The following is a 21,519-nucleotide window of genomic DNA, read 5'->3' as shown; positions in this document are numbered from 1 at the left end:
TTATTTCGACTCTTTCTCGTTTCTGGCCAGCATGGTTGCACCGTGTTTTTCCAGCTGAGCCATGGTTTTATTGGCAAATGCCATAAAGCGCGCCTTCTCAGCTTTGGGGATCGGAGAGGCATTAGGCAGTTTGACCGTAACGGGGTTTCTATGAACACCATTGACCCGGAATTCGTAATGAAGGTGCGGGCCTGTCGCCCAGCCAGTCTGGCCTACATAGCCAATCGTCTGTCCCTGTTTAACCTGGCTACCTTTCTTGAATCTTTTATTCACACGACTCTGGTGGGCGTATACGGTAACAATATTGTGAGGGTGCTGGATAAAGACAACGTTACCAAAACCATTCTGCCAGCCAATAAATTGAATCTTACCGTCACCTGCTGCCTTGATGGGAGTGCCAGTGGGCGCTGCATAGTCTGTCCCGTTGTGAGGGCGCTTGGTTTTGAAAATCGGATGAAGGCGGTTAGGATTAAAACTTGAACTGATCCTGGTGAAGTTAACAGGCGTTCGCAGGAAAGCCTTTTTCATACTTTTGCCATCCGGAGAGTAGTAGTTGCTATCACCATGACTGTTGGTGTAACGAACGGCGGTAAAGGCTTCACCCTGGTTAATAAATGTCGCTGCGAGTATATTGCCATCACCGAGCTTCTCGTTACCCAGATACTTTTCTTCGTACATCACGTTGAAACTGTCACCACTGCGAATATCCAGCGCGAAATCAATGTCCCAACCAAATATGCCTGCCAGCTCCATGGTCATCTTCTCGCTCAGACCAGCATTCTGGCTGGCCAGGAAAAGAGAGTTTTTGATTGAGGCTTCCGCAAAGGCAATACGCAATTCAGGCTGAAGGGTAATTTTCTTACCGACGTAGCCATTCCCCTGTCTTTCATAGAGGATGCTTTCAAGTTTATTCTGGACATAGCGCAGCTGGGTCAGAACACCTTTGCTGTTGACGCGGTATTCAAAAGTCTGTCCGGGGAGAATATCGTTCAGGTTTTTGCCCAGTTTTGGAGTCCTGGAGACTTCATAGACAGTTCTGGCGCTCAAACCCATATCGTCAAACAAAATCGAGAGGTTATCGCCGGACTCGATAGTGATACTTTTACGGGGACCTAGAGCGGCTTCTTCCGCGGCCAGTCGCTCGGCTTTTTCTCTGGCCTCACGTTGCGCTTTTGTCTCTTCAGGAACTGTTTGCTCAGGAGCATCTTCCTCTTCAAGAGCCAGTTCTTTCAGCGCTTCTTTAGGAGATGAAGGTTGAAATTCGTCAATAAGCAGTTCGGTTTCTGAGCGTTTGGCCTCAACTTGTGGAGAGGGTAGCAAGCCAATAACAGTCATCACTGTAGCCGCGACACCAGTTACCAGTAACAGGTGTCTCTTAGGAAAACTCTTGATGCCACCGGGTCGCTTGCGCGTGGCACCTCTGGGAGAAAGTCTGGTCATTGCACGTATTTACTGTTGAATTACTGTTTCAGGTACCTGCCACTTTCATGGTTCGGATCAGACAGTATTTCAAATAGCTCGTAGCTGTTCGGTTAAAGTTTTGTGAAGAATATATATGAATTATATCTCTAAAAGCTACATAATGAATTGATATATAGCTATAAACGAATTGTAAATGTTTTGCTGGTGGGTGTCAGGGAATCGACGCTGGCCCAAAGCTCTATACATTATTAGTTGAAAGCAACCAATCTGCCCTGTTCTCTTTGTGGTTTTTTCTAAAGTAAGGTAACTAAACCGCTCTCTAAGTTAATTAATGTAATTAAACCGATTTTTCTGGCTTTGTTCTTTAGTCGTTTTATTGTACTTTTACCCGCTAAATTGAGTCTAAGGCTGCTTCGGCAGTGTTTAATTCAGGAGACTGGGCCGTAACGGTTTCTCCCGGTCTCGTTGACTTCATAGCAGGATAGGTAAATGTCTGAGAGTCAAAATCTGCTTCTGAAAGATCTGCAGGCCCGCCAGCTTATCGCGCAGACCACTGCCGTGGAAGAGCTGGACGCTCATCTGAGTGAACAGCCAAGGGTTCTTTATTGCGGCTTCGATCCGACTGCAGACAGTCTGCATCTGGGACATCTGGTTCCTCTGCTGGTCCTGAAACGTTTCCAGATGGCAGGGCACAGGCCTATTGCGCTGGTGGGTGGTGCAACGGGTCTGATAGGAGATCCCAGTTTCAAAGCAGCCGAGCGACAGCTGAATACACCTGATGTTGTGGCAGGCTGGGTTGACAAGATCAAGAGACAGGTCAGCCAGTTTATTGACTTTAACTGCGGTGAGAATGCAGCTTTAGTGGTCAACAATCTAGAGTGGACCGGTGAGATGACCGCTCTGGATTTTTTGCGAGACGTCGGTAAACATTTCTCCGTCAATGCCATGATCAACAAAGAATCCGTCCAGCAGCGACTGAATCGAGAAGGTTCCGGTATCTCTTTCACCGAGTTCTCCTACGCCCTGCTCCAGGGGATGGACTTCGCTGAGCTGAACCGTCGTTATGACTGCACTCTTCAGGTGGGTGGCAGTGACCAGTGGGGTAACATCGTGGGTGGTATTGATCTTTCCCGTCGTCAGAATCAGGCCAGAACCTTTGGCCTGACTGTGCCCCTGATCACCAAGTCCGACGGCACCAAGTTTGGTAAAACCGAGGGCGGTGCAGTCTGGCTGGATCCTTCCAAGACTTCCCAATACGCTTTCTACCAGTTCTGGATGAATACTGCGGACGCTGACGTTTACCGTTTTATGAGCTTTTTTACCTTTTTGCCAAAGGAAGAGATTGAAGCGATCAAGCAAGAAGACGAAGCGCGTGAAGGTCGTCCACAGGCCCAGCAGATTCTAGCCAGAGAGGTCACGCTTCTGGTGCATGGTGAAGAAGGCCTGCAAGCTGCAGAGCGTATCACGGAAGCTTTGTTCTCGGGAGAGATCAGCAGTTTGTCCGAAACGGATCTTGAACAGTTGAAGCTGGATGGGCTGCCCAGTGCAACCGTCAAGCGAGATCAATTGGAAGGTAATCCCATGACCCAGCTGTTTGCAGAAGTTGGCATGGTGAAAAGCGGTAAGCAGGTAAAAGATGCGCTGGGTCGTAATGCGGTATTCTTCAATGGAGCAGCCCGTGGCGCAGCCGACAACATGAACCTGCCTGACTGCTTTGCTGAAGAAAATGCCATGTATGGACGTTTCTTCCTGGTGAAATTGGGCAAGAAAAATCACTTCCTGTTTGAAGTGATCTGATGGCGGGTAGTTGGCTTCCAACTCTTTAAAGGCATCTCCAGGGCTCTGTTGAGTTCAGGGCCTCCTGGCAAGACGTTTCTGGGTCATCGTTAGCACGGTATAATGGCAATTTCCGATACTGTCTTTGTGTAGTCAGGGCGGGTAACCCAAGCCATATTGTGTTCTGACTTGGAGCGGCTTTTGCTTTATGCTTCAGTGTCACTCACTCAGGAATTCTTCATGCATCCTCAAGCCGGTAAAGTCGCCACAGATGATATGCTGACCAATATTCCCCGTCTGGTCAGCGACTATTTCGCTATTCAGCCCGATCCACTGAACCCCTCGCAGCGAGTCCAGTTTGGTACTTCAGGACACAGGGGGACTTCTTTCAAGGCCACTTTTAACGAAACTCATATCGTTGCTATCACACAGGCAATCTGCGAATACCGTCGCGAGCATAATATTACCGGCCCCATGTTTGTTGGCATGGATACCCATGCCCTGTCAGAGCCTGCATTGATCAGCGCCATTCAGGTGCTGGCAGCCAATGGTATAAAGGCTCGAATCCAGGAAGGCAGAGGCTATACACCGACTCCGGTCATTTCTCACGCCATCGTCTCCTACAACCGGGATCAACAGGACAGGGCGGACGGTGTTGTCATAACGCCTTCCCATAACCCTCCAGAAGACGGTGGTTTTAAATACAACCCGCCCCATGGAGGTCCAGCCGGTGCTGAAGTCACCAACTGGGTTCAGGATCGAGCTAATCAACTCATTGCTCAGGGGTTGGAAGGTGTTAAACAGATGTCGTTTAATGAAGCGCTGGCATCCGGCTTTATTACCGAATACGACTATGTCACACCTTATGTTGATGACCTGGAAAATGTCATTGATATGGAGGCTATTCGCAAGGCAGGCGTGAAAATAGGTGTTGATCCACTGGGTGGATCCGGCCTTCACTATTGGGAGCCCATTGCGAGGCGTTATGGGCTTGATATTGAGCTGGTCAGCAAGAAAGTTGATCCCACTTTCTCCTTCATGCATGTTGATAAAGACGGCAAGATTCGTATGGATTGTTCTTCAGCCTATTCCATGGCAGGGCTGATCGAATTGAAAGATCGCTTTGATATTGCTTTTGGTAACGATCCAGACTTTGACCGCCACGGTATTGTGACTCGTGAACATGGTCTGCTGAACCCCAATCATTATCTGGCGGTGGCAATCAATTACCTGTACAACCACCGTGAGCAATGGTCGGGCAATGCCAAAATTGGCAAGACTCTGGTGTCCAGCGCCATGATTGATCATGTAGCAAAAGGCTTAGGCAGAGAGGTGGCAGAAGTACCTGTCGGATTTAAATGGTTTGTCGATGGTCTGGCTTCTGGCGAGCTGGCCTTTGGAGGCGAAGAAAGTGCCGGTGCTGCTTTCCTGCGCCGTGATGGGCTCACCTGGTGTACAGACAAGGATGGTTTCATCCTGGCCCTTCTTGCTGCTGAGATTATTGCAGTTACAGGTAAAGATCCGGGTGAACATTACCAGGAGCTGGCAGACAAGTATGGTTCTCCGGTTTATGAACGACTGCAGGCTCCTGCCTCCGATGAGCAGAAGAAAGTTCTTTCAGCCATGAGCCCGGATAGGGTTAAAGCTGATACTCTGGCGGGTGATCCCATTACTGCCAAATTAACCCATGCTCCGGCAAATGGTGCTGCTATTGGTGGTCTTAAGGTCGTTACTGAAAACGGCTGGTTTGCTGCCAGACCCTCTGGCACTGAAGCAGTTTATAAGATCTATACCGAAAGTTTTGTCGGTCCTGACCACCTCAGGCAAATTCAGGAAGAAGCCAAAGCTATGGTCTCGGAAGTTTTTGCTGCCGGCTAGGCGTTTTTTCAACGGTCTCCCAGACTCCCTTCCCGTCTGCTTCTGCGGGAGGGGCATTTCAGAAGTCCGGAATATCTAATAATCATGTCCATGAATAAGTCCCTGATATCGGGAGAGTTGCAAAGACATTTTGATGGCTAAATGCCAGGCAAGGAAAATGAACTTGAAGCGATAGCGGGCTAGCTAGTAAGCTTTTACGGCAAAGAATTCAGCAGCAATAAGCTGAAAAAGACTCATAATAAAGTGACTTATATGACAGAGTTCGACTACATCATTGTGGGAGGTGGCTCTGCAGGCTGTGTTCTGGCTAACCGCCTGTCTGAGAATCCTGACCATCAGGTCTGCGTGATAGAAGCAGGAGGCAGCGATAAGTCTCCCTTGATTTATGTACCTGCCGGAGCCGCAATTACTGTGCCCCATGGCTTTCATAACTGGCAGCTGAATGCCGAGGCTCAGTCCACCATGAATAACCGGGATATATACTGTCCCAGGGGGAAGACCCTTGGGGGGAGCAGTTCCATCAATGCCATGCTCTATATCAGAGGGCAAAGAGAAGATTACGATCAATGGGCTGCTCTGGGTAATGAAGGTTGGTCTTTCGATGATGTCCTGCCCTACTTTCTAAAATCCCAGAACCAGGAGAGGGGTGTTTCTGAATTTCATGGTGTAGGTGGCCCGCTGAATGTTGCTGACCCAAGAAGTCAGCACTGCTTGAGTGAAGCTTTTATTAAAGGTGCGATAGAAGTTGGAGAAAAAAACAATCCGGACTTTAATGGTGCTGATCAGGAAGGTGTAGGCTGGTATCAGGTGACACAGAAAGAGGGTCTAAGATGCAGTTCAGCGGCTGCTTATCTGCACCCTGTCATGGATAGACCCAATTTGACGGTCATGACCAAAAGTCATACTGCCAGGGTTATCCTTGAAGGCAAAAAGGCTATAGGGATTGAAATTGTTCGAGGCGTTACCAGAAGGAAGCTCTTTGCTCGAAAAGAAGTAATTCTTTCAGCTGGAGCTTATGGGTCTCCGCAGATTATGCTGCTTTCGGGCATCGGAGCCAGAGATAAACTGGCTCCCCACAATATTGACTGTTTGCATGAACTGCCAGGTGTTGGTGAAAACCTTCAGGAACATCCTGATGTTCTGGTTGTCGCCAATGACAAGACTGCATCATCAATGGCTTTTGCCAGACCGATGGGAATGTGCAGAGTTATCAGGGATGCAGTGAAATATATCCATAAAAGAGAAGGCTTTCTGACCAGTAGCCTTGCAGAGTCGGGCGGATTTATAAAATCCTCTCCGGAAGTTGAAAGGCCTGATCTGCAACTGCACTTTATTCCAGCAGCCATGGAAGACCATGGTCGTAAACTCTCAAGATATCTACAGTACGGGTTTTCGATTCATGTATGTATCCTGAGGCCTCATAGCCGGGGTCGAGTATCCCTTAATAGTGCATCCCCCACGGATAATCCCGAGATTGAACTGAATCTTCTGGAAAAACAGGCCGACATGGACTGTCTGGTAAGGGGTATCAAAAGAGTGAGGCAGATTATTCAGTCGTCTGAGTTGTCCCGTTACGCTGGAGAGGAGTATCTGCCGGGCTCGGATGTACAGGACGATGATGAGCTTGAGTCTTATATAAGAAATAATGCCAATCACATTTATCATCCGGTGGGTACCTGCAAAATGGGAGCTGATGACATGGCTGTAGTCGACACTCGTCTGAAAGTTCACGGACTCGAAGGGTTGCGGGTGGTTGACGCCTCAATCATGCCAACTCTGATCAGCGGGAATACCAATGCACCTGCAATGATGATCGCTGAAAAAGCAGCGGATATGATTCTTGGCAAAAATCAGCCAAAAATTCATTCTGAAAAAGTGATGGAAACAGAAAAGATCTCGGTCCAGGATTTCTGTTAATGCCTCTTGTGCCGGCTTTATAGCCGGTAAAAGAGAGGGTTAGTGTGTTTTGATAAGTGATGTTCATGGCACTTATCAAAACACACAGTACTTTTCTGCCCTGATCATCAGGTCGTCCGGCGAGCATTTTTCCAAACACTGGGCATCTGCTACCTGATTAACAGGCGCATTTCATTACAAGTCCCTGTCAGGATAATGTCACCCTTTATCTTCGACAAGGCAAAGTTTCGGGTGACATTGTCTCTGAACTCTGGAGCCAGACTGACAATAACTGTCAGGCTGGCAGGGATTCTTCCCGGGAAGTTTGTGTGCTCTGGCTTGCGCTTTCTCCACCACCAGGAACGACACGAGTGGCTATCAGCCCCTTGGGTCCCTGGCCAATTTCAAATTGCACAAGCTGTCCGGCTTTCAGCGTCTTGAAGCCGTCCATTTCGATAACGGAGTAATGTATGAGTACGTCTTGATTTTCAGTGGCTTCCTGGGCCTGGATGAATCCATATCCCTTAGGATTGTTAAACCACTTTACTGTACCTTCCAGCATAGCTTCCATTTCCTTCTTGGTCGCTTCCATACAGCGCGATTCCTACATTATTAACATTGAAGGAACTGCCGGGAAACAGCAACCCTTGTTGTTTTATTTTTAGTCACATGTCTATTCTGCGTCGTCCATATCACAGAGCTCTTTTTTGGTGATGTCTCCTCGGCTAGAAAGCTTTCATGCCAAGAATACAGCCTACATTTCCATATAGAGCTAAACCTATTATAAGACCATATTGACGCGAGATAACAGCCCATTTTGATATTCAGGAATAGATACGACAGTATTTTTTAGAATTAATTACGCTGCAGAGGATTTGTGAACTTTATATGGTTTTTTTTGGGTGGTCCCTGGACGGCTGGTAACTCTCTCATCCAGGACCATTCAATCCAGGAACCGTCGTAGTTTTTTATCCTGTTGTATCCCAGTATCTCAGAAAGAACAAAAAGGGTATGAGCCGAACGGACTCCGGACTGACAGTAAACAATGATTTCTTTATCAGGTGTGATGCCTGCTGACTGAAAGAGATGTTTTAATCGTTCTTTGTCAAGAAATCCATTTTTATTGACGGTCTGCTTGTATTCAAACCAGATACTTCCGGGAATCCGGCCGTGGCGATAGGCTCCTGACTTTATGGTTTTGCCGGTGAATTCATCGAGACTTCTGACGTCCACCAGTATGGCGTTCTCTTTTTTTGCTTGAACCGACTTTACCTTTTCTATCTCAGCAAGCCATTGAGGGTGGGGTTTGCCCGTGAACTGGTAATTGGATCGTTCAGGTGTCAGAGGTGACTTGAAATTGAGCTTTTTTTTGTGCTTTTCCCAAGCTGACAGGCCTCCATCAAGGATAGAGACCTGATCATGACCATAGAGTTTTAGTAACCACCAGAGACGGGCTGCATCCATGCCTTGCTGATCATCGTAGAGAATAATCTCTGTGTCCGCAGTAGCACCGAGTCGGCTTAATAGTTCGGACATTTTCTGCTTGCTGGCTCTCATTCCCGAGTAGGGGTAATCATTTACTTCAGCCTGAAAAGCCGGGCGCCAGATATTGACAGCACCAGGAATATGACCCAGCAGCAGGAAACGGACTTTGGGGCGTACATCCAGAAGCAGCAGGTTGCTGGCCTGCTTGATCTTTTGCTCCAGATCATCAAGGCTGACCACCGCGTTTGAATGGACTGGCACTGACATCACAACAGACAACATTAAAATCAGAAAAGCCATAGGCTTCTTTTGGGCCAATAAAATTCCTGTGAGGTTTAGCTTTAATCGGAACCATTGAACTCCATGGAGTCTGTGGCGGGCACGGGGAACTGCGCCATAAATCGTTGATCGATCCAGTCTTTCCAAAGCCATATTAAGCGTCCCCTGGTACTGAAGCAGCCTTTTGATGCAATAGCCCGACCATCTGCACAGCTTAGCAGAGAAAGAAATTGGCTCTGTGGACGATAGGGTTTCAGTGTTTTTTTCTCAAGCATGTTACAAATATTTTGAAATAGGGTCGGAGCCTGTCGAACCGCATAAACCCCCGACTTGGCCTGTCTGGAGTGAGTGAATTCAGCGACATCACCGCAAGCGAACACATTGTCATGGCTGACGGATTGCAGCATGAGGTTAACCTGGATAAATCCATCTGGGCTGGTCGCAAGTGAGCTTTCAGAAGGCCAGCGAGCGGGAGCAGCCGATGTAGCCAGTATCAGGGAATCATACGGCAGGTGGTCATTTTGATCACTGATCAGGGTTTTATCTTTGACTCCGGTTACCCTAAAATGAGTATGTATTTTGATAGGCTTTCGTTCAATTTCCTCTTTGGCCATTTTCTGAACTTTCGGTGGATAGCCCTTCAGGATACCCTGAGCTGTGACAATATGTATTTCAAGGGAGTGAAGATGCTTGAAGCGTTGGTGAAGGGCCATGGCTACCTCAACACCTGCAGCCCCAGCACCCATGATGGCCAGAATAAAACTTTCGTTCTGCTTAATGTGTTCCGGCAAAGGCTGCACCAACCAAGATAAAAAAGGCCTGATTGGCTTTATGGTGATGCTGTCTTTTGCATCAATGACACGCGCCTGTGTAGAGCCTGTATTGATGGAGAGTATGTCATACTGCAGTCGGTCGCCATTCAAAAAAATCAATTCATTCGCTTTGGTATCCACCCCCGAGACAGTCGCTTTAAGGAATGTGCATTTTGACTCATGGGCCAGCAACTCGAGATCAATGTGGGACTGTTCAGCGGTATATTGTCCTGAGATGACACCAGGAAGCATGCCCGAATAAGGAGTATAGCGACTGGCAGAGACCAGAATAAAATGAGCGGGAGGTGTTTGCTTCTTCTGAAGCCTTTTCAGGAACAGTGCATGGGCATGGCCTCCTCCGGCCAGAACAACTGTAGGCTGAATAGTATTAGTCATACTGCTCTCTCAATTGTTGGATTTACCACTTTATCTGCCGTCAGGAACGCTCTTATTATGATTTTACTTTTCCCCGCCGATGCTGTCCGGATGGATCTTTAAAAAAAGGGTATTTCCAAAGGTCCGGAAAACGTTTTGTAACGCTTTATAGTCTAAACTGTCAAAACTTCGTAGCAGCGATAAATGAGCGGTTTGGGATACACATCCAGCTATCCAAAGGAATAACAAAGCTGGTTCGCGATGTCAGTGCTCGTCGAGGAGAGTGAAGTAAAAGGATAAGGATTAGGCAAAGAATAACTCAAAATACTTTTCTCAGCTCATTGCTGTTGATGATGGAGGTGTGTCTTTGGTGTCTGGAAAATTATCCCTTTTGCCACTGACCATGTTGGTAACAGGAAATATGATGGGTGCCGGTATTTTTCTGTTACCTTCATCTTTGGCCAGTTATGGTTCAATCACTCTTTTGGGATGGATTGTTACGGTTATTGGCTCGGTAATGCTATCTTTGGTTTTTGTTCGATTGGGGTCAGATTGTAAACAGGGTTCCGGTCTCTACGCTTTTATCAGGGCAGGACTGGGACGTTATATCGGCTCACAGGTTGTTTATGGGTACTGGGCTGCCATATGGATTGGCAACATTGCAGTGGCTCTGAGTGGTGTAGCCTATCTCAGTTATTTCTTTCCTGTGCTCGGTGGTCCCTGGGAAACCGCCCTGGCAGCTATTGCTGTCATCTGGATCCTCAGCCTGATCAATTTGACCGATATTCGTCTTTTAGGTCGTCTCCAGATCGTTACGGCTTCCTGTATGCTGGTGCCTGTGATTATTGTCAGTACTATGGGCTGGAGTCAGTTTGAAACGGTAAACATCATTAGCTCCTTTAATGTGACCGGACAACCGTCCAGTCATATCTTGTCTGAATCCATCACGTTGACGCTTTGGTCCTTTATAGGTCTGGAATCAGCTTGTAACCTTGCGTGTCACGCCAAAAATCCCAGGCGGGATGTCCCTTGTGCGACATTATTAGGCACTCTACTGGCTGCTCTTTTCTACATTCTGAGCACCACGGCAATGATGGGTATTGTACCTAACGATATTCTGCAAAGCAGTGCTGCACCCTTCTCTGTAACGGCCAGCTATTTGCTGGGTGACCGAGCCGGTGAGCTGGTCAGTGCCATGGCTGTTATTGCCTGTTTTGGCAGCCTTAATGGCTGGATTCTTATGCACTCCCGGGTAGCCATAACGGCCTCTTCGGACGGTCTTTTACCTAAAGCATTCACGGTGTTGAATCGTTATGGATCACCCTGGAAAGGACTGTTAATCACAGCCATTCTAATGTCCATAATGCTTCTGTTAACAGTGGAACCTACTATTCAAAAGCATTTTGAGTCTATCGTGCTGATTGCAGTTTATATTATGTTGCTCACTTATTTCTGTGCCTGTCTATCCTGCTTCCAGATTCAGCGGAGAAAACCCGAAGGGATTACTTCAGGCTGGTTTATTATCATTTTACTGGCGTCCGGTTACTGTCTTCTCGGTTTCAGTGGGGCTGGCTATATGATTTTTTTATACGGTATGGCGTTGATTGTCTTTGGTGGTGCAGTTTACCGGTATCAGCATCGGGGTAACAAAAAACCGGATACTCTGGAGGATCCGGCTAATGGATAAAGAGGTTGTTTGAGCTTTTTCAGGCTGCCTCGGTCTCTTCATTTTTTTCCTGTCTGGGCAGACCGTAAATGGTTTTTACACCACCGCACTCATCAACAGACTCCATATGCACATCAAAGCCCCAAAGTCTGTGGACATGTTTGATGATTTCGCGAGTACTGTCAGAATCTACCGGGCGACCCTGGTGCATGAAGTGACGCAAGGTGATAGAGCGGTCACCGCGGGTGTTTACGCTGTATACCTGAATGTTGGGTTCACGGTTGCCCAGATTGTACTGGGCGGCAAGAGATTCCCTGACCTTTCGGTAGCCGGAGTCGTCATGAATGGCGCTGACTTCAAGATAGGGGTTGATTTCATTATCGTCGATGCAGAAGAGTTTCAGATCTCTCATCACCTTGGGTGAAAGATACTGCATGATGAAACTTTCATCCTTAAAGTTCTTCATGGCAAAGTGAACGGCTTCCAGCCAATCCGAACCGGCCAGATCAGGGAACCAGCGACGATCTTCTTCTGTTGGGCTTTCACAAATCCGGCGGATGTCTTGAAACATCGCAAAGCCCAGAGCGTATGGATTTATGCCACTATAACGGGGGTCATCAAAATCAGGCTGGAACACCACGTTGGAGTGCGAATGCAGGAACTCCATGATGAAGCCTTCTGTAATGTGACCCTCGTTGTACATTTCGTGCATCAGGTGGTAGTGCCAGAAGGTTGCCCAACCTTCGTTCATCACCTGAGTCTGACGCTGAGGATAGAAGTATTGAGCCACTTTGCGAACGATCCGTATGAGTTCTCGTTGCCAGGTATCCAGCAGAGGGGCGTTTTTCTCTATGAAGTAGAGAATGTTCTCTTCCGGATCCCTTGGATAACGCTCAGTCTGCTTTACTTCATTCTCTTCACGAAGAGGAATGGTTCGCCACAAGTCATTCAGGTTGCGCTGAATGTATTCTTCACGCTCTTTGATTCGTGCTTTCTCTTCCTCTGGTGAAATAGGACGAGGACGCTCATAGCGATTGACACCCTGATTCATGAGAGCGTGACAGGCATCGAGCAGCTCTTCCACAGCGTCAACACCGTGCTTTTCTTCGCACTCTGCAATGTAGTTTTTAGCGAACAGCAGGTAGTCAATGATGGAGTCTGCATCTGTCCACTGCCGGAACAAATAGTTACCCTTGAAGAAAGAATTGTGTCCGTAACATGCGTGGGCGATAACCAGTGCCTGCATGGGCATGGTGTTTTCTTCCATCAGGTAGGCAATACAAGGATTGGAGTTGATCACAATCTCATAGGCCAGGCCCATTTGTCCGCACTGGTAGCTTTGCTGGTTACTGAGAAACTGTTTACCGAAGCTCCAGTGGTTGTACATAAGTGGCATACCCACAGAAGCATAAGCATCCAGCATCTGTTCGGAACTGATGACTTCTATCTGGTTGGGGTAGGTGTCCAGTTGGTAGCGTTCTGCCAACTTTGCCAGCTCTCTGTCGTATTCTTCCAGCAGTGCAAAAGTCCACTCAGAGCCCTTGGAAATAGGCTCTGCACGACGTGATGGTTTCTGAACATTGGCAGCTTCGGAGGAAGGCCCTGATGCATGCGGATCGATGTCCTGCTCGTAGCGTTTCCTGTCAGGCATTTTGACCCTCCTTCTTTTCGAACAGTTTGCGGAACACCGGATATATCTCTCCAGCATGTCGTATCTGCTGCATGGCAAAATGACCTTCGTGATTCTTTTCGATCGCTTTGTATTCATGCCACAGGTTCTGGTGGTGACGATCAGTAATTTCTACATAGGAGTAGTACTGAGTCAGAGGCAACAGTTTGTCGACAATAATATTACGGCACTTGGCAGAGTCTGCTTCCCAGTTATCGCCGTCAGATGCCTGTGCTACGTAGATGTTCCACTCATCAGGGGAATATCTCTCGGTAACTATTTCGTCTGTGAGTGTCAGTGCTGAGGATACAACAGTGCCACCGGTTTCCCGGGCATAGAAGAAGTCGTGCTCGTTACACTCACGGGCTTCACTGTGGTGACGAATGAAAACAACTTCAATTTTTTCGTAATTGCGTTCCAGGAACAGATAGAGCAGCAGGAAAAAGCGCTTGGCGATGTCCTTGATTTCACGGGTCATAGACCCCGACACGTCCATAATACAGAACATGACCGCTTTGCTAGAGGGCTGCGGCACTTTCACCAGGTTGTTGAACTTAAGATCGAACTCGTCGATAAAGGGCAGACGCTTGAGTTTTTTGTTCAGCGCAGCAATCTGATCCTTCAGCTCTTTTCTCAGAACTTCATCGTTGCGTTCCGGGCTGACTTCCATTTCACGCAGTTGACGTTTCAGGGCACGAATCTCTTTTCTTTCTTTACCGGAAAGAGCAATTCGACGGGCGTGAGCTGCTTTCAGGGAGCGAACTACGTTCAACCTGTCAGGAGAGCCCGCAGTCGTGTAGCCTGCTCTTTTCAGTTTAAAGTCGGTGGAATCCTTGAGTTCTTTGCGAACCAGATTGGGCAGCTCAAGATCTTCAAACAGATATTCCAGGAACTCTTCACGGTTAATGGAAAAAATGAAATCGTCTTCACCAGAACCGCTGTTGCTGGCTTCGCCTTCACCACTGCCTTGACCACCTCCACCCTGAGGGCGCTGGAAACGATCACCGGTGGTGAACTCTTTGTTGCCTGGATGAACCTGTTCCACACGGCCGCCCCGACCATGATGAAAAACCGGTTCTGACACGTCTTTTCTGGGAATGCTGATGTCACTGCCGCTGTCAACGTCAGTAATAGAGCGTTGATCGACAGCGTCCTGAACTGCCTCTTTTACCAGACCTTTATAGCGTCTCAGGAAACGCTGACGGTTGACCGTACTTTTCTTTTTCGCATTGAGGCGTCGGTCAATTATTATGCTCATAGGACGCTCTCCTTGGGTGCTTAGCTGTGGCTGTTTGTTCTATCCAGAATTATTTTCCTACTGCCATGGCTATGTCGTTCTTTGAAAAATGACTATTTTTCCTGATTAAACAAGATGCAGAAGCGCCCGCAAAGGCGCTGTGGCGATTAATTATGAATGCTGCCATAGCTGCAAATGGGCTCACGACTTACTGAGACTTACGAACCCGAATGTACCACTCGGACAGTAGGCGAACCTGTTTCTCTGTGTACCCATACTCAACCATGCGCTTAACAAAGTCTGCATGTTTGCGTTGGTCTTCGTTCGAGCCTTTGGCATTAAAGGAGATCACTGGCAGCAGATCTTCTGTGTTGGAGAACATCTTCTTCTCGATCACCGCGCGCATTTTCTCGTAGCTCAACCAGCTTGGGTTCTTGCCTTCGTGGTTCGCCCGGGCACGCAGAACAAAGTTAACCACTTCGTTACGGAAGTCCTTCGGGTTGGCGATGCCAGCTGGCTTCTCGATTTTTTCCAGCTCATCATTCAGGGCGCTGCGGTCCAGAATGTGTCCGGTATCGGGATCACGAAATTCCTGATCCTGAATCCAGAAATCAGCGTAAGTGATATAACGATCAAAGATGTTCTGCCCGTAATCAGAGTAGGACTCCAGGTAGGCGGTCTGAATTTCCTTACCCAGGAACTCAACATATTTAGGGGTCAGATATTCCTTGATGAAGCGCATGTAGCGATCAGTCAACTCATCCGGGAACTGCTGCTGCTCAATCTGCTGTTCCAGAACGTACATCAGGTGCACAGGGTTGGCTGCTACTTCGGTGGAGTCGAAGTTGAAGACCTTGGACAGAATCTTGAATGCAAAGCGGGTAGAGAGTCCGTCCATGCCTTCATCAACACCGGCTGAATCTTTGTACTCCTGCAGAGGTTTGGCGTTAGGGTCGGTGTCCTTCAGATTCTCACCGTTGTAGACACGCATCTTGGAGTAAACCAAAGAATTCTCGGGCTCTTTGATGCGGGACAGAACGGAGAACTGGGCCAGCATTTTCAGAGTGTCGGGTGCGCAGGGCGCATCTTTCAGAGAGCTGTGTTCCAGCAGTTTTTCGTAGATACCCACTTCTTCGTTGATGCGTGTGCAGTAAGGAACCTTAACGATGTTGACACGATCAATAAATGCTTCGTTGGTCTTGTTGTTACGGAAGGTCTGCCACTCGGATTCGTTGGAGTGCGCCAGCAGGATACCTTCAAAAGGAATAGCCCCCATACCTTCTGTAGAGTTGTAGTTACCTTCCTGAGTAGCAGTCAACAGTGGGTGCAGAACCTTTACAGGTGCCTTGAACATCTCCACAAATTCCATTACACCCTGGTTGGCTCGGCAGAGTGCGCCTGAGAAGCTGTAGGCATCCGGATCGTCCTGAGAAAATTCTTCCAACTGACGGATGTCTACTTTGCCGACCAGGCTGGAAATGTCCTGGTTGTTCTCATCACCTGGCTCAGTCTTGGCGATAGCCACCTGATTTAAACGACTTGGGTAAACTTTAACAACACGGAATCTGGAAATATCACCACCAAACTCGTGCAGGCGTTTAACCGCCCAGGGAGACATGATGTACTTCAGGTAGCGGCCGGGAATACCGTATTCTTCGGTCAGAATCTTGCCGTCTTCGTCGGGATTAAACAGACCCAGTGGTGATTCAAACACGGGCGATCCCTTGATGGCATAGAATGGTTTCAGTTCCATCAAAGCTTTAAGGCGCTCAGCAAGAGACGACTTACCACCACCTACCGGACCCAGCAAATAAAGAATCTGTTTCTTCTCTTCCAGACCCTGTGCAGCATGTTTGAAGTAAGAAACAATCTGTTCGATCGCTTCTTCCATGCCATAGAACTCTTCAAAAGCAGGGTAGCGCTTGATCAGCTTATTGGAAAAAATACGGCTTAGACGTGGGTCGCGAGACGTATCGACAACGTCCGGTTCGCCAATGGCTGACAGCATTCTCTCTGCCGCATTGGCATAGGCACCAGGGTCGGTCTTGCATAGGTCGAGGTACTCCTGAAGGCTCATCTCCTCTTGCTGAGTTGATTCATACCTTTCCTGATAATGAGAAAAAATAGACATATCCGGCTCCCCCTCGCCACGACCTCCATGATCATAGGCGTACTTATATTATTGTTGGTCTGGGCACTGTATTTTGAACGCGAATTGTTACTGCGATTCACACGACACTGTAACTTTATAAGTGCTCTGTGTGTGTTGGTCACAGTAAATGTTATAGAGACTATCCGTATAAATGTCTACTTCTTTTCGGACTTTTTCTTGTCTGGGTAGGGGGGGTAAGTTGTTGATAAAGAAGGATAAAAGTAATTCCCGAGAGAGTTAGCCCTCCTATCTTAAAGGGGTTTTCAGGCAGTCTCCAGTGAAAAATTTTGAACGTTGAAGTCGTAAGGAGAGCTGTCGTTCTCTCCCTGATCACTTGTTCCATTCTATGCATCAGTTGTTGGAGGTCGTGCTGGGCATCCAGTTTTCTGTTACCGGTTCGGGTCAGTGGCGGAGGCTTGAAATGCAACTGCCATTGATTATTTTCAAACGCGCAGTAGTGGAAGTGCCTTGCCAAGCTCACGAGCTATTGGCAACTGCCTTCTGAACCAATCAGGGTTGTTGCTGAAAACCCCATCGTGGGAGTGCCAAAGTTCCCTGGTCGGAAGGGAGAGGACCCATACTGTCAGACTTACGTCAAGAAGGGCGGTAAACACTAAGATCAAGGCTATTGACAATATGACTAATCATTTTCATGGCTCGAACACTGTTGCCAGCCTCATCCAGTGGTGGTGAAAATCCGGCAATGGCCATCTTTCCGGGAGCGACAGCCACTACGCCACCACCAACACCGCTCTTACCCGGTAAACCCACCAGAAATGCCCAGTCCCCGGAATAGTCATACATACCCTCCATCGTCATTTCTGCGAGAATAGGCGCGATATGTTCGTGGTCAATCACCTTTTCTTTCGTGACTGGATTTACCCCGCCATTAGCCAGTGTTCCGCCAAGGGTTGCCAGATCATCACAACTAACAAGAGTTGAGCATTGACGTGTATATACATCACAGGCATCCATTGGATCGCTGAAGCAGTTGTTAGCTGCATACAATAACCATGCGATGGCCCGGTTATGAAAGTTGGTCTCTTGCTCGGAAGTGTTAACATCCTCTGAGAGACGAACGTTTTGGGACATCATTTTCCTCTGGAAATCAAGGATCATCTGCCAGCGTGACTCTTTATCGGGAGCATCGATAAAGCTGACAGTAGAAATGGCACCGGCATTAACCAGAGGTGTCAGCGGCTTGTCTTGATGTACTGTAAGTGCCAGAACAGAGTTAAACGGCAACCCCGTAGGCTCAGCCCCGATTTTTTTTCTAACCTGTTCCGAGCCTTTTTGTTGCATAGCCAGTGACATTGAGCACACTTTACTGATGGACTCGAGGGCAAAATCATAATCGTAATCACCACTATGAATGATTGTTCCATCGCAGCATGATATGGATATGGCACATAAACCAGGAGGGACGCTGGCAAGGAACGGAATATAATCGGCATTTTTCCCCTCAAGACAAGTCTTGCCAATTATCAGGGCTTCATTGGCAAGATTCTGCAACTGAGTCGTGTTGAAGCTCATGCCTGATCTCCTTTAATTTCAACCTGATTCTCAGCTCTCTTTTTGTGCAACCATTGAAAATGTCGTTCTGTCAGGTGTGTGGTGTGAGTATCAGATTCATTGGGGATGCCCGGTTGAGTATCCTCAATCTCCCAGGTAAACGGAGCAAAATCGGCATGCTCGTCTTTCCAGTGCGGCTTCCGACAGGCATAAATAATAAAAGGAAGAATGATAAAGAGGATGGTAAGGGCGATCAGAATGAACACGAAAGTGGTTGGACTTCCTATAGCAATCTGGGCTGGCGGAATAAAACTGAAGATAAAGGCAATCATTGACCCAAAAAGGCCAATACCTGCAACTAGATACATACCACCTTTGCCACCGGGCACACTGTATGGTCTTGGACGATTGGGCTGGGTAAAGCGCAGATGTATTGCCGCAGCAAACATAAGAAGGTACATCACCAGATAAAGAATAACCGTAAGTTGGCTGAGAATCTGATAGGCAGCCTGCACAGAAGGCATGACCACAAAGAGTACGGACAAAACACTGACTATTCCAGCCTGGAATAACATGATGTGAGTTGCCATATCATGCTTATTAGTGTGCTGCCAGAACCGTGGTAGATAACCAGCCTTTGCGACAGTTAATAAACCCGAAGATGGGCCTGCGACCCATGTGACAATGCCGGCAAGAACCCCGATGGCAAGGCAAATGGCTGTAAATGGGGCAAGGAAGCCCAGACCTGCCCACTTGAATAGATCGTAATACGCCACCAGAAGTGACTGAGTCAGATTAATATCTGACTGAGGAATAATAAAACCAATAGCTAATGTGCCAAAAACAAATATCGCTACTGTTCCAATGGATGCTACAGCGATAGCCACCGGGTAAGATTTTGATGCGTTATCCAGCTCTTTTACATGGATTGCATTCATTTCCATGCCGCCATAAAAGAGAAAAATGCTGGCAGCCAGTACAATATTGCTGAAATTAGTGAAGTCAGGAAGAACGTCATCCCACTTAAGTTCAATATGAATTGGCTGACCACTGAACAGGTAGCTGAATCCCAAAACAATCAAAACAGCGGCGGGAATAAGTGTGCCAATCATCCCTCCCCACTTCGAAACTTTAGAGAATGCGTCTACGCCCCGAAACGCGATAAAAGTGGCCAACCAGTAGATGACAAGAACAACAATAAGCACAAATAGCTTATTGGAAGACAGGGCCTGATCCCAGGTTTGGTCCGGTCCAACAAATGCCAGAGATACTGCACCAAAAGTCAACGCAGTAGGAAACCACACACTGACTTCAATAAACAACATGAACATGGCCAGAAAAGCCCATCTAGGGCCAAAGGCTTCTCCAACCCAGCGGAATACACCGCCTTTTTCAGGCCAGCCGGTGGCAAGTTCTGCAGCAACAAGAGATACCGGTATCAAAAAGACTACTGCTGCAAAGATGTAATAGAAAACTGAACTGAGCCCATATTCAGCCTCTGCGGGTAAGCCACGAAGGCTGACTACCGCAACGATGTTCATAATTGCCAGTGTAAAAACGGTGAGCTTCTTAGCACTGACCCCGGGAGAGGAATTGTGAGCCATCAGGTGTTTACCTCATTCCACACATTGTTACCCTCGGAGGGGGTAGTCGTCTGATAAAAAAGTCAGTCTAGCCTGAGGAGAGGTGAGTCATTTGGACTTGAAGCCGGTATGGTTATAGCTGGATGAATCCCCTTCGTTACCCGAATTTTCCACAGGATGCTTCTCAAAGTAATCAAGGCAACGTCTGAGGTCATCAACCAGTAAGTCTGCAAGATCCCGACTGAAACCATGACGAACGAGAATTCTCATGATAACAAGATCCTCACGGTTGGCTGGCATTGAATAGGCTGCAATCTGCCACCCCCTGATGCGAATGCGATCCGACAGATCATATAGGTTAAAGCCGGGGTTAACGTTCCCCTTCAGTGACCAGCTTATGGCCGGAATCCCGCCGTTTCCATCATAGATTACGTCGAATAAACCCAGGCTTTCGATCTTTTTGCTGAGGTATTGGGCTGTGTCATAACAGGCTTGTTGTATACGTTGATAGCCCTCTTTTCCCAGGCGCAGGAAAATATAGTATTGGGCAGCAATCTGACCTCCGGGGCGGGAAAAGTTCAGAGCAAAAGTGGGCATATCTCCGCCAAGATAATTGACCCGGAAAATCAAATCCTCCGGTAAATCTTCATGATCTCTCCAGACAACCCAGCCAACGCCTAGAGGCGCCAGGCCAAATTTGTGACCGGAGGCGTTGATGGACTTTACCCTTGGCAGTCTGAAATCCCAAAGTAAATCTGGCTGGCAAAAAGGAGCAAGAAAACCGCCGCTTGCGGCGTCGACATGCACCGGGATATTGAGGCCAGTATCCTCCTCAAGTTTATCCAATGCCTTGCAAACCGCCTCTACTGGTTCATACTGGCAGGTAAAGGTGACCCCCAGTGTTGGAATGACGCCAATCGTATTTTCATCGCAGCGTTTAACGGCTTCTTCTGGACTCATTATAAGACGGTCGCCTTCCATTGGAATCTCTCGAAGCTCTATATCCCAATAGCGGGCAAATTTGTGCCAGCAGATTTGCACTGGCCCACAGACAAGATTCGGCTTATCAACAGGTTTGCCCTGCTGCCTCATCCGCTCGCGCCATCGCCACTTAAGAGACATACCGCCGAGCATAGCAGCTTCGCTTGAGCCAGTAGTGGAACAACCCAGTGTGTTTGCTGCATCCGGTGAATTCCACAAATCAGCCAAAATATGTACACACCGCTTTTCCAACTCTGCTGTTTGAGGATATTCATCCTTGTCGATCATATTTTTGTCGACACATTCATCCATGATTGCATGAATCTCCGGATCTACCCAGGTCTGGCAGAATGTGGCCAGATTTTGGCGGGAATTACCGTCCAGCATCAGCTCATCATGAACGACTTGATAAGCATGCCGAGGGTCTTCGGATGTCTTCGGCATTTTGTACCTCGGCATACTGACGGATAAATCAGACGATGCGTAAACGTCATCAGTCTTTTGATAGTCCCTGCTATTGCTTCGATGAATAGAGTGAAGAGGCATGGCGGCGGTTCCAAATCAGTGGAAATGAGAGATAACTGACATTAGACCTGGCAGGACTGACGTATGACAAAAGTGTAGCAAAGTTATTGGAAGTAGATTGAGAGGCACGGAAAAATTACGAAAAGCCGGCCCAAAGCAAATACCCTTAAATGCAATTTCGGTAACACTTTGATCTCCTGAAAAGCCCCTTCAGGGAATAACTGAGAGCAGTGCAATGAATACCGTTAACTTAATCGAACAACTCGCCATG

Annotated in this window: 14 protein-coding genes; 4 read left to right on the top strand and 10 right to left on the bottom strand. The window is 47.8% G+C overall.

What is annotated here, in order from left to right; genetic code table 11:
- Entirely contained in the window at positions 1–1,440 is a 1,440-nt protein-coding gene (locus tag P6910_RS19575; protein WP_317142932.1) for an OapA family protein, read from the bottom strand.
- Between the two features lie 471 nt (positions 1,441–1,911).
- Between P6910_RS19575 and tyrS the strand changes: the two genes are divergently transcribed.
- From tyrS to P6910_RS19560, 3 genes are all read left to right on the top strand, one after another.
- Positions 1,912–3,219, top strand: a complete 1,308-nt coding sequence (tyrS, locus tag P6910_RS19570) for a tyrosine--tRNA ligase (RefSeq protein WP_317142931.1) — start codon at positions 1,912–1,914, stop codon at positions 3,217–3,219.
- Positions 3,220–3,438: 219 nt separating this feature from the next.
- Positions 3,439–5,076 carry a phosphoglucomutase (alpha-D-glucose-1,6-bisphosphate-dependent) gene (gene pgm, locus P6910_RS19565; RefSeq protein WP_317142930.1) on the top strand — a complete coding sequence of 546 codons (1,638 nt, stop codon included), beginning with the start codon at positions 3,439–3,441 and terminating at the stop codon, positions 5,074–5,076.
- Positions 5,077–5,328: 252 nt separating this feature from the next.
- The gene (locus P6910_RS19560; RefSeq protein ID WP_317142929.1) at positions 5,329–6,993 is read left to right on the top strand and encodes a choline dehydrogenase; all 1,665 of its coding nucleotides are present in this window, start codon (positions 5,329–5,331) and stop codon (positions 6,991–6,993) included.
- Between the two features lie 274 nt (positions 6,994–7,267).
- Here P6910_RS19560 and P6910_RS19555 read toward each other — a convergent pair whose 3' ends face one another.
- From P6910_RS19555 to P6910_RS19545, 3 genes are all read right to left on the bottom strand, one after another.
- Positions 7,268–7,564 (bottom strand): cold shock domain-containing protein, encoded by a 297-nt coding sequence (locus P6910_RS19555; RefSeq protein ID WP_317142928.1) that lies wholly within the window; start codon positions 7,562–7,564, stop codon positions 7,268–7,270.
- 263 nt (positions 7,565–7,827) lie between these two features.
- Positions 7,828–8,775, bottom strand: coding sequence for a sulfurtransferase (locus tag P6910_RS19550; protein ID WP_317142927.1), 948 nt, complete (start codon positions 8,773–8,775; stop codon positions 7,828–7,830).
- 23 nt (positions 8,776–8,798) lie between these two features.
- The gene (locus P6910_RS19545; protein WP_317142926.1) at positions 8,799–9,944 is read right to left on the bottom strand and encodes an FAD-dependent oxidoreductase; all 1,146 of its coding nucleotides are present in this window, start codon (positions 9,942–9,944) and stop codon (positions 8,799–8,801) included.
- Positions 9,945–10,293: 349 nt separating this feature from the next.
- On the opposite strand from P6910_RS19545, the gene P6910_RS19540 reads away from it, so the two are divergent.
- Positions 10,294–11,610 (top strand): amino acid permease, encoded by a 1,317-nt coding sequence (locus P6910_RS19540; protein WP_317142925.1) that lies wholly within the window; start codon positions 10,294–10,296, stop codon positions 11,608–11,610.
- Between the two features lie 19 nt (positions 11,611–11,629).
- Here the strand turns inward: P6910_RS19540 and P6910_RS19535 are convergent, their stop codons facing one another.
- The 6 genes from P6910_RS19535 to P6910_RS19510 all read right to left on the bottom strand — a co-directional run bounded on the left by P6910_RS19535 (position 11,630) and on the right by P6910_RS19510 (position 21,269).
- The gene (locus P6910_RS19535) at positions 11,630–13,240 is read right to left on the bottom strand and encodes a SpoVR family protein (RefSeq protein ID WP_317142924.1); all 1,611 of its coding nucleotides are present in this window, start codon (positions 13,238–13,240) and stop codon (positions 11,630–11,632) included.
- Complete coding sequence (locus P6910_RS19530) at positions 13,233–14,516, bottom strand: YeaH/YhbH family protein (RefSeq protein WP_317142923.1); 1,284 nt, start codon at positions 14,514–14,516, stop codon at positions 13,233–13,235. The genes P6910_RS19535 and P6910_RS19530 overlap by 8 nt, the downstream gene beginning before the upstream one ends.
- Before the next feature lie 187 nt (positions 14,517–14,703).
- Positions 14,704–16,626: a PrkA family serine protein kinase gene (locus tag P6910_RS19525; RefSeq protein WP_317142922.1), complete on the bottom strand. Its 1,923-nt coding sequence runs from the start codon at positions 16,624–16,626 to the stop codon at positions 14,704–14,706.
- 615 nt (positions 16,627–17,241) lie between these two features.
- Positions 17,242–18,180, bottom strand: coding sequence for a glutaminase A (glsA, locus tag P6910_RS19520; protein ID WP_317142921.1), 939 nt, complete (start codon positions 18,178–18,180; stop codon positions 17,242–17,244).
- The gene (gadC, locus tag P6910_RS19515) at positions 18,177–19,763 is read right to left on the bottom strand and encodes a putative glutamine/gamma-aminobutyrate antiporter GadC (protein WP_317142920.1); all 1,587 of its coding nucleotides are present in this window, start codon (positions 19,761–19,763) and stop codon (positions 18,177–18,179) included. The genes glsA and gadC overlap by 4 nt, the downstream gene beginning before the upstream one ends.
- An 87-nt stretch (positions 19,764–19,850) precedes the next feature.
- Positions 19,851–21,269 carry a glutamate decarboxylase gene (locus P6910_RS19510; protein ID WP_317142919.1) on the bottom strand — a complete coding sequence of 473 codons (1,419 nt, stop codon included), beginning with the start codon at positions 21,267–21,269 and terminating at the stop codon, positions 19,851–19,853.
- Positions 21,270–21,519: the final 250 nt, after the last annotated feature.

The sequence above is a fragment of the Endozoicomonas sp. 8E genome (assembly GCF_032883915.1).
Taxonomy (GTDB): Bacteria; Pseudomonadota; Gammaproteobacteria; order Pseudomonadales; family Endozoicomonadaceae; genus Endozoicomonas_A.
Note: the sequence above shows the minus strand (reverse complement) of the source record. Positions and strands in the feature narration are given on the sequence as shown.

Coding starts and splice junctions, on each gene's coding strand:
- glsA (WP_317142921.1), bottom strand. CDS start 18,180: ATGAGCTTCAACACGACTCAGTTGCAGAATCTTGCCAATGAAGCCCTG.
- P6910_RS19560 (WP_317142929.1), top strand. CDS start 5,329: ATGACAGAGTTCGACTACATCATTGTGGGAGGTGGCTCTGCAGGCTGT.
- tyrS (WP_317142931.1), top strand. CDS start 1,912: ATGTCTGAGAGTCAAAATCTGCTTCTGAAAGATCTGCAGGCCCGCCAG.
- P6910_RS19525 (WP_317142922.1), bottom strand. CDS start 16,626: ATGTCTATTTTTTCTCATTATCAGGAAAGGTATGAATCAACTCAGCAA.
- P6910_RS19575 (WP_317142932.1), bottom strand. CDS start 1,440: ATGACCAGACTTTCTCCCAGAGGTGCCACGCGCAAGCGACCCGGTGGC.
- P6910_RS19530 (WP_317142923.1), bottom strand. CDS start 14,516: ATGAGCATAATAATTGACCGACGCCTCAATGCGAAAAAGAAAAGTACG.
- P6910_RS19510 (WP_317142919.1), bottom strand. CDS start 21,269: ATGCCTCTTCACTCTATTCATCGAAGCAATAGCAGGGACTATCAAAAG.
- pgm (WP_317142930.1), top strand. CDS start 3,439: ATGCATCCTCAAGCCGGTAAAGTCGCCACAGATGATATGCTGACCAAT.
- gadC (WP_317142920.1), bottom strand. CDS start 19,763: ATGGCTCACAATTCCTCTCCCGGGGTCAGTGCTAAGAAGCTCACCGTT.
- P6910_RS19535 (WP_317142924.1), bottom strand. CDS start 13,240: ATGCCTGACAGGAAACGCTACGAGCAGGACATCGATCCGCATGCATCA.
- P6910_RS19545 (WP_317142926.1), bottom strand. CDS start 9,944: ATGACTAATACTATTCAGCCTACAGTTGTTCTGGCCGGAGGAGGCCAT.
- P6910_RS19555 (WP_317142928.1), bottom strand. CDS start 7,564: ATGGAAGCGACCAAGAAGGAAATGGAAGCTATGCTGGAAGGTACAGTA.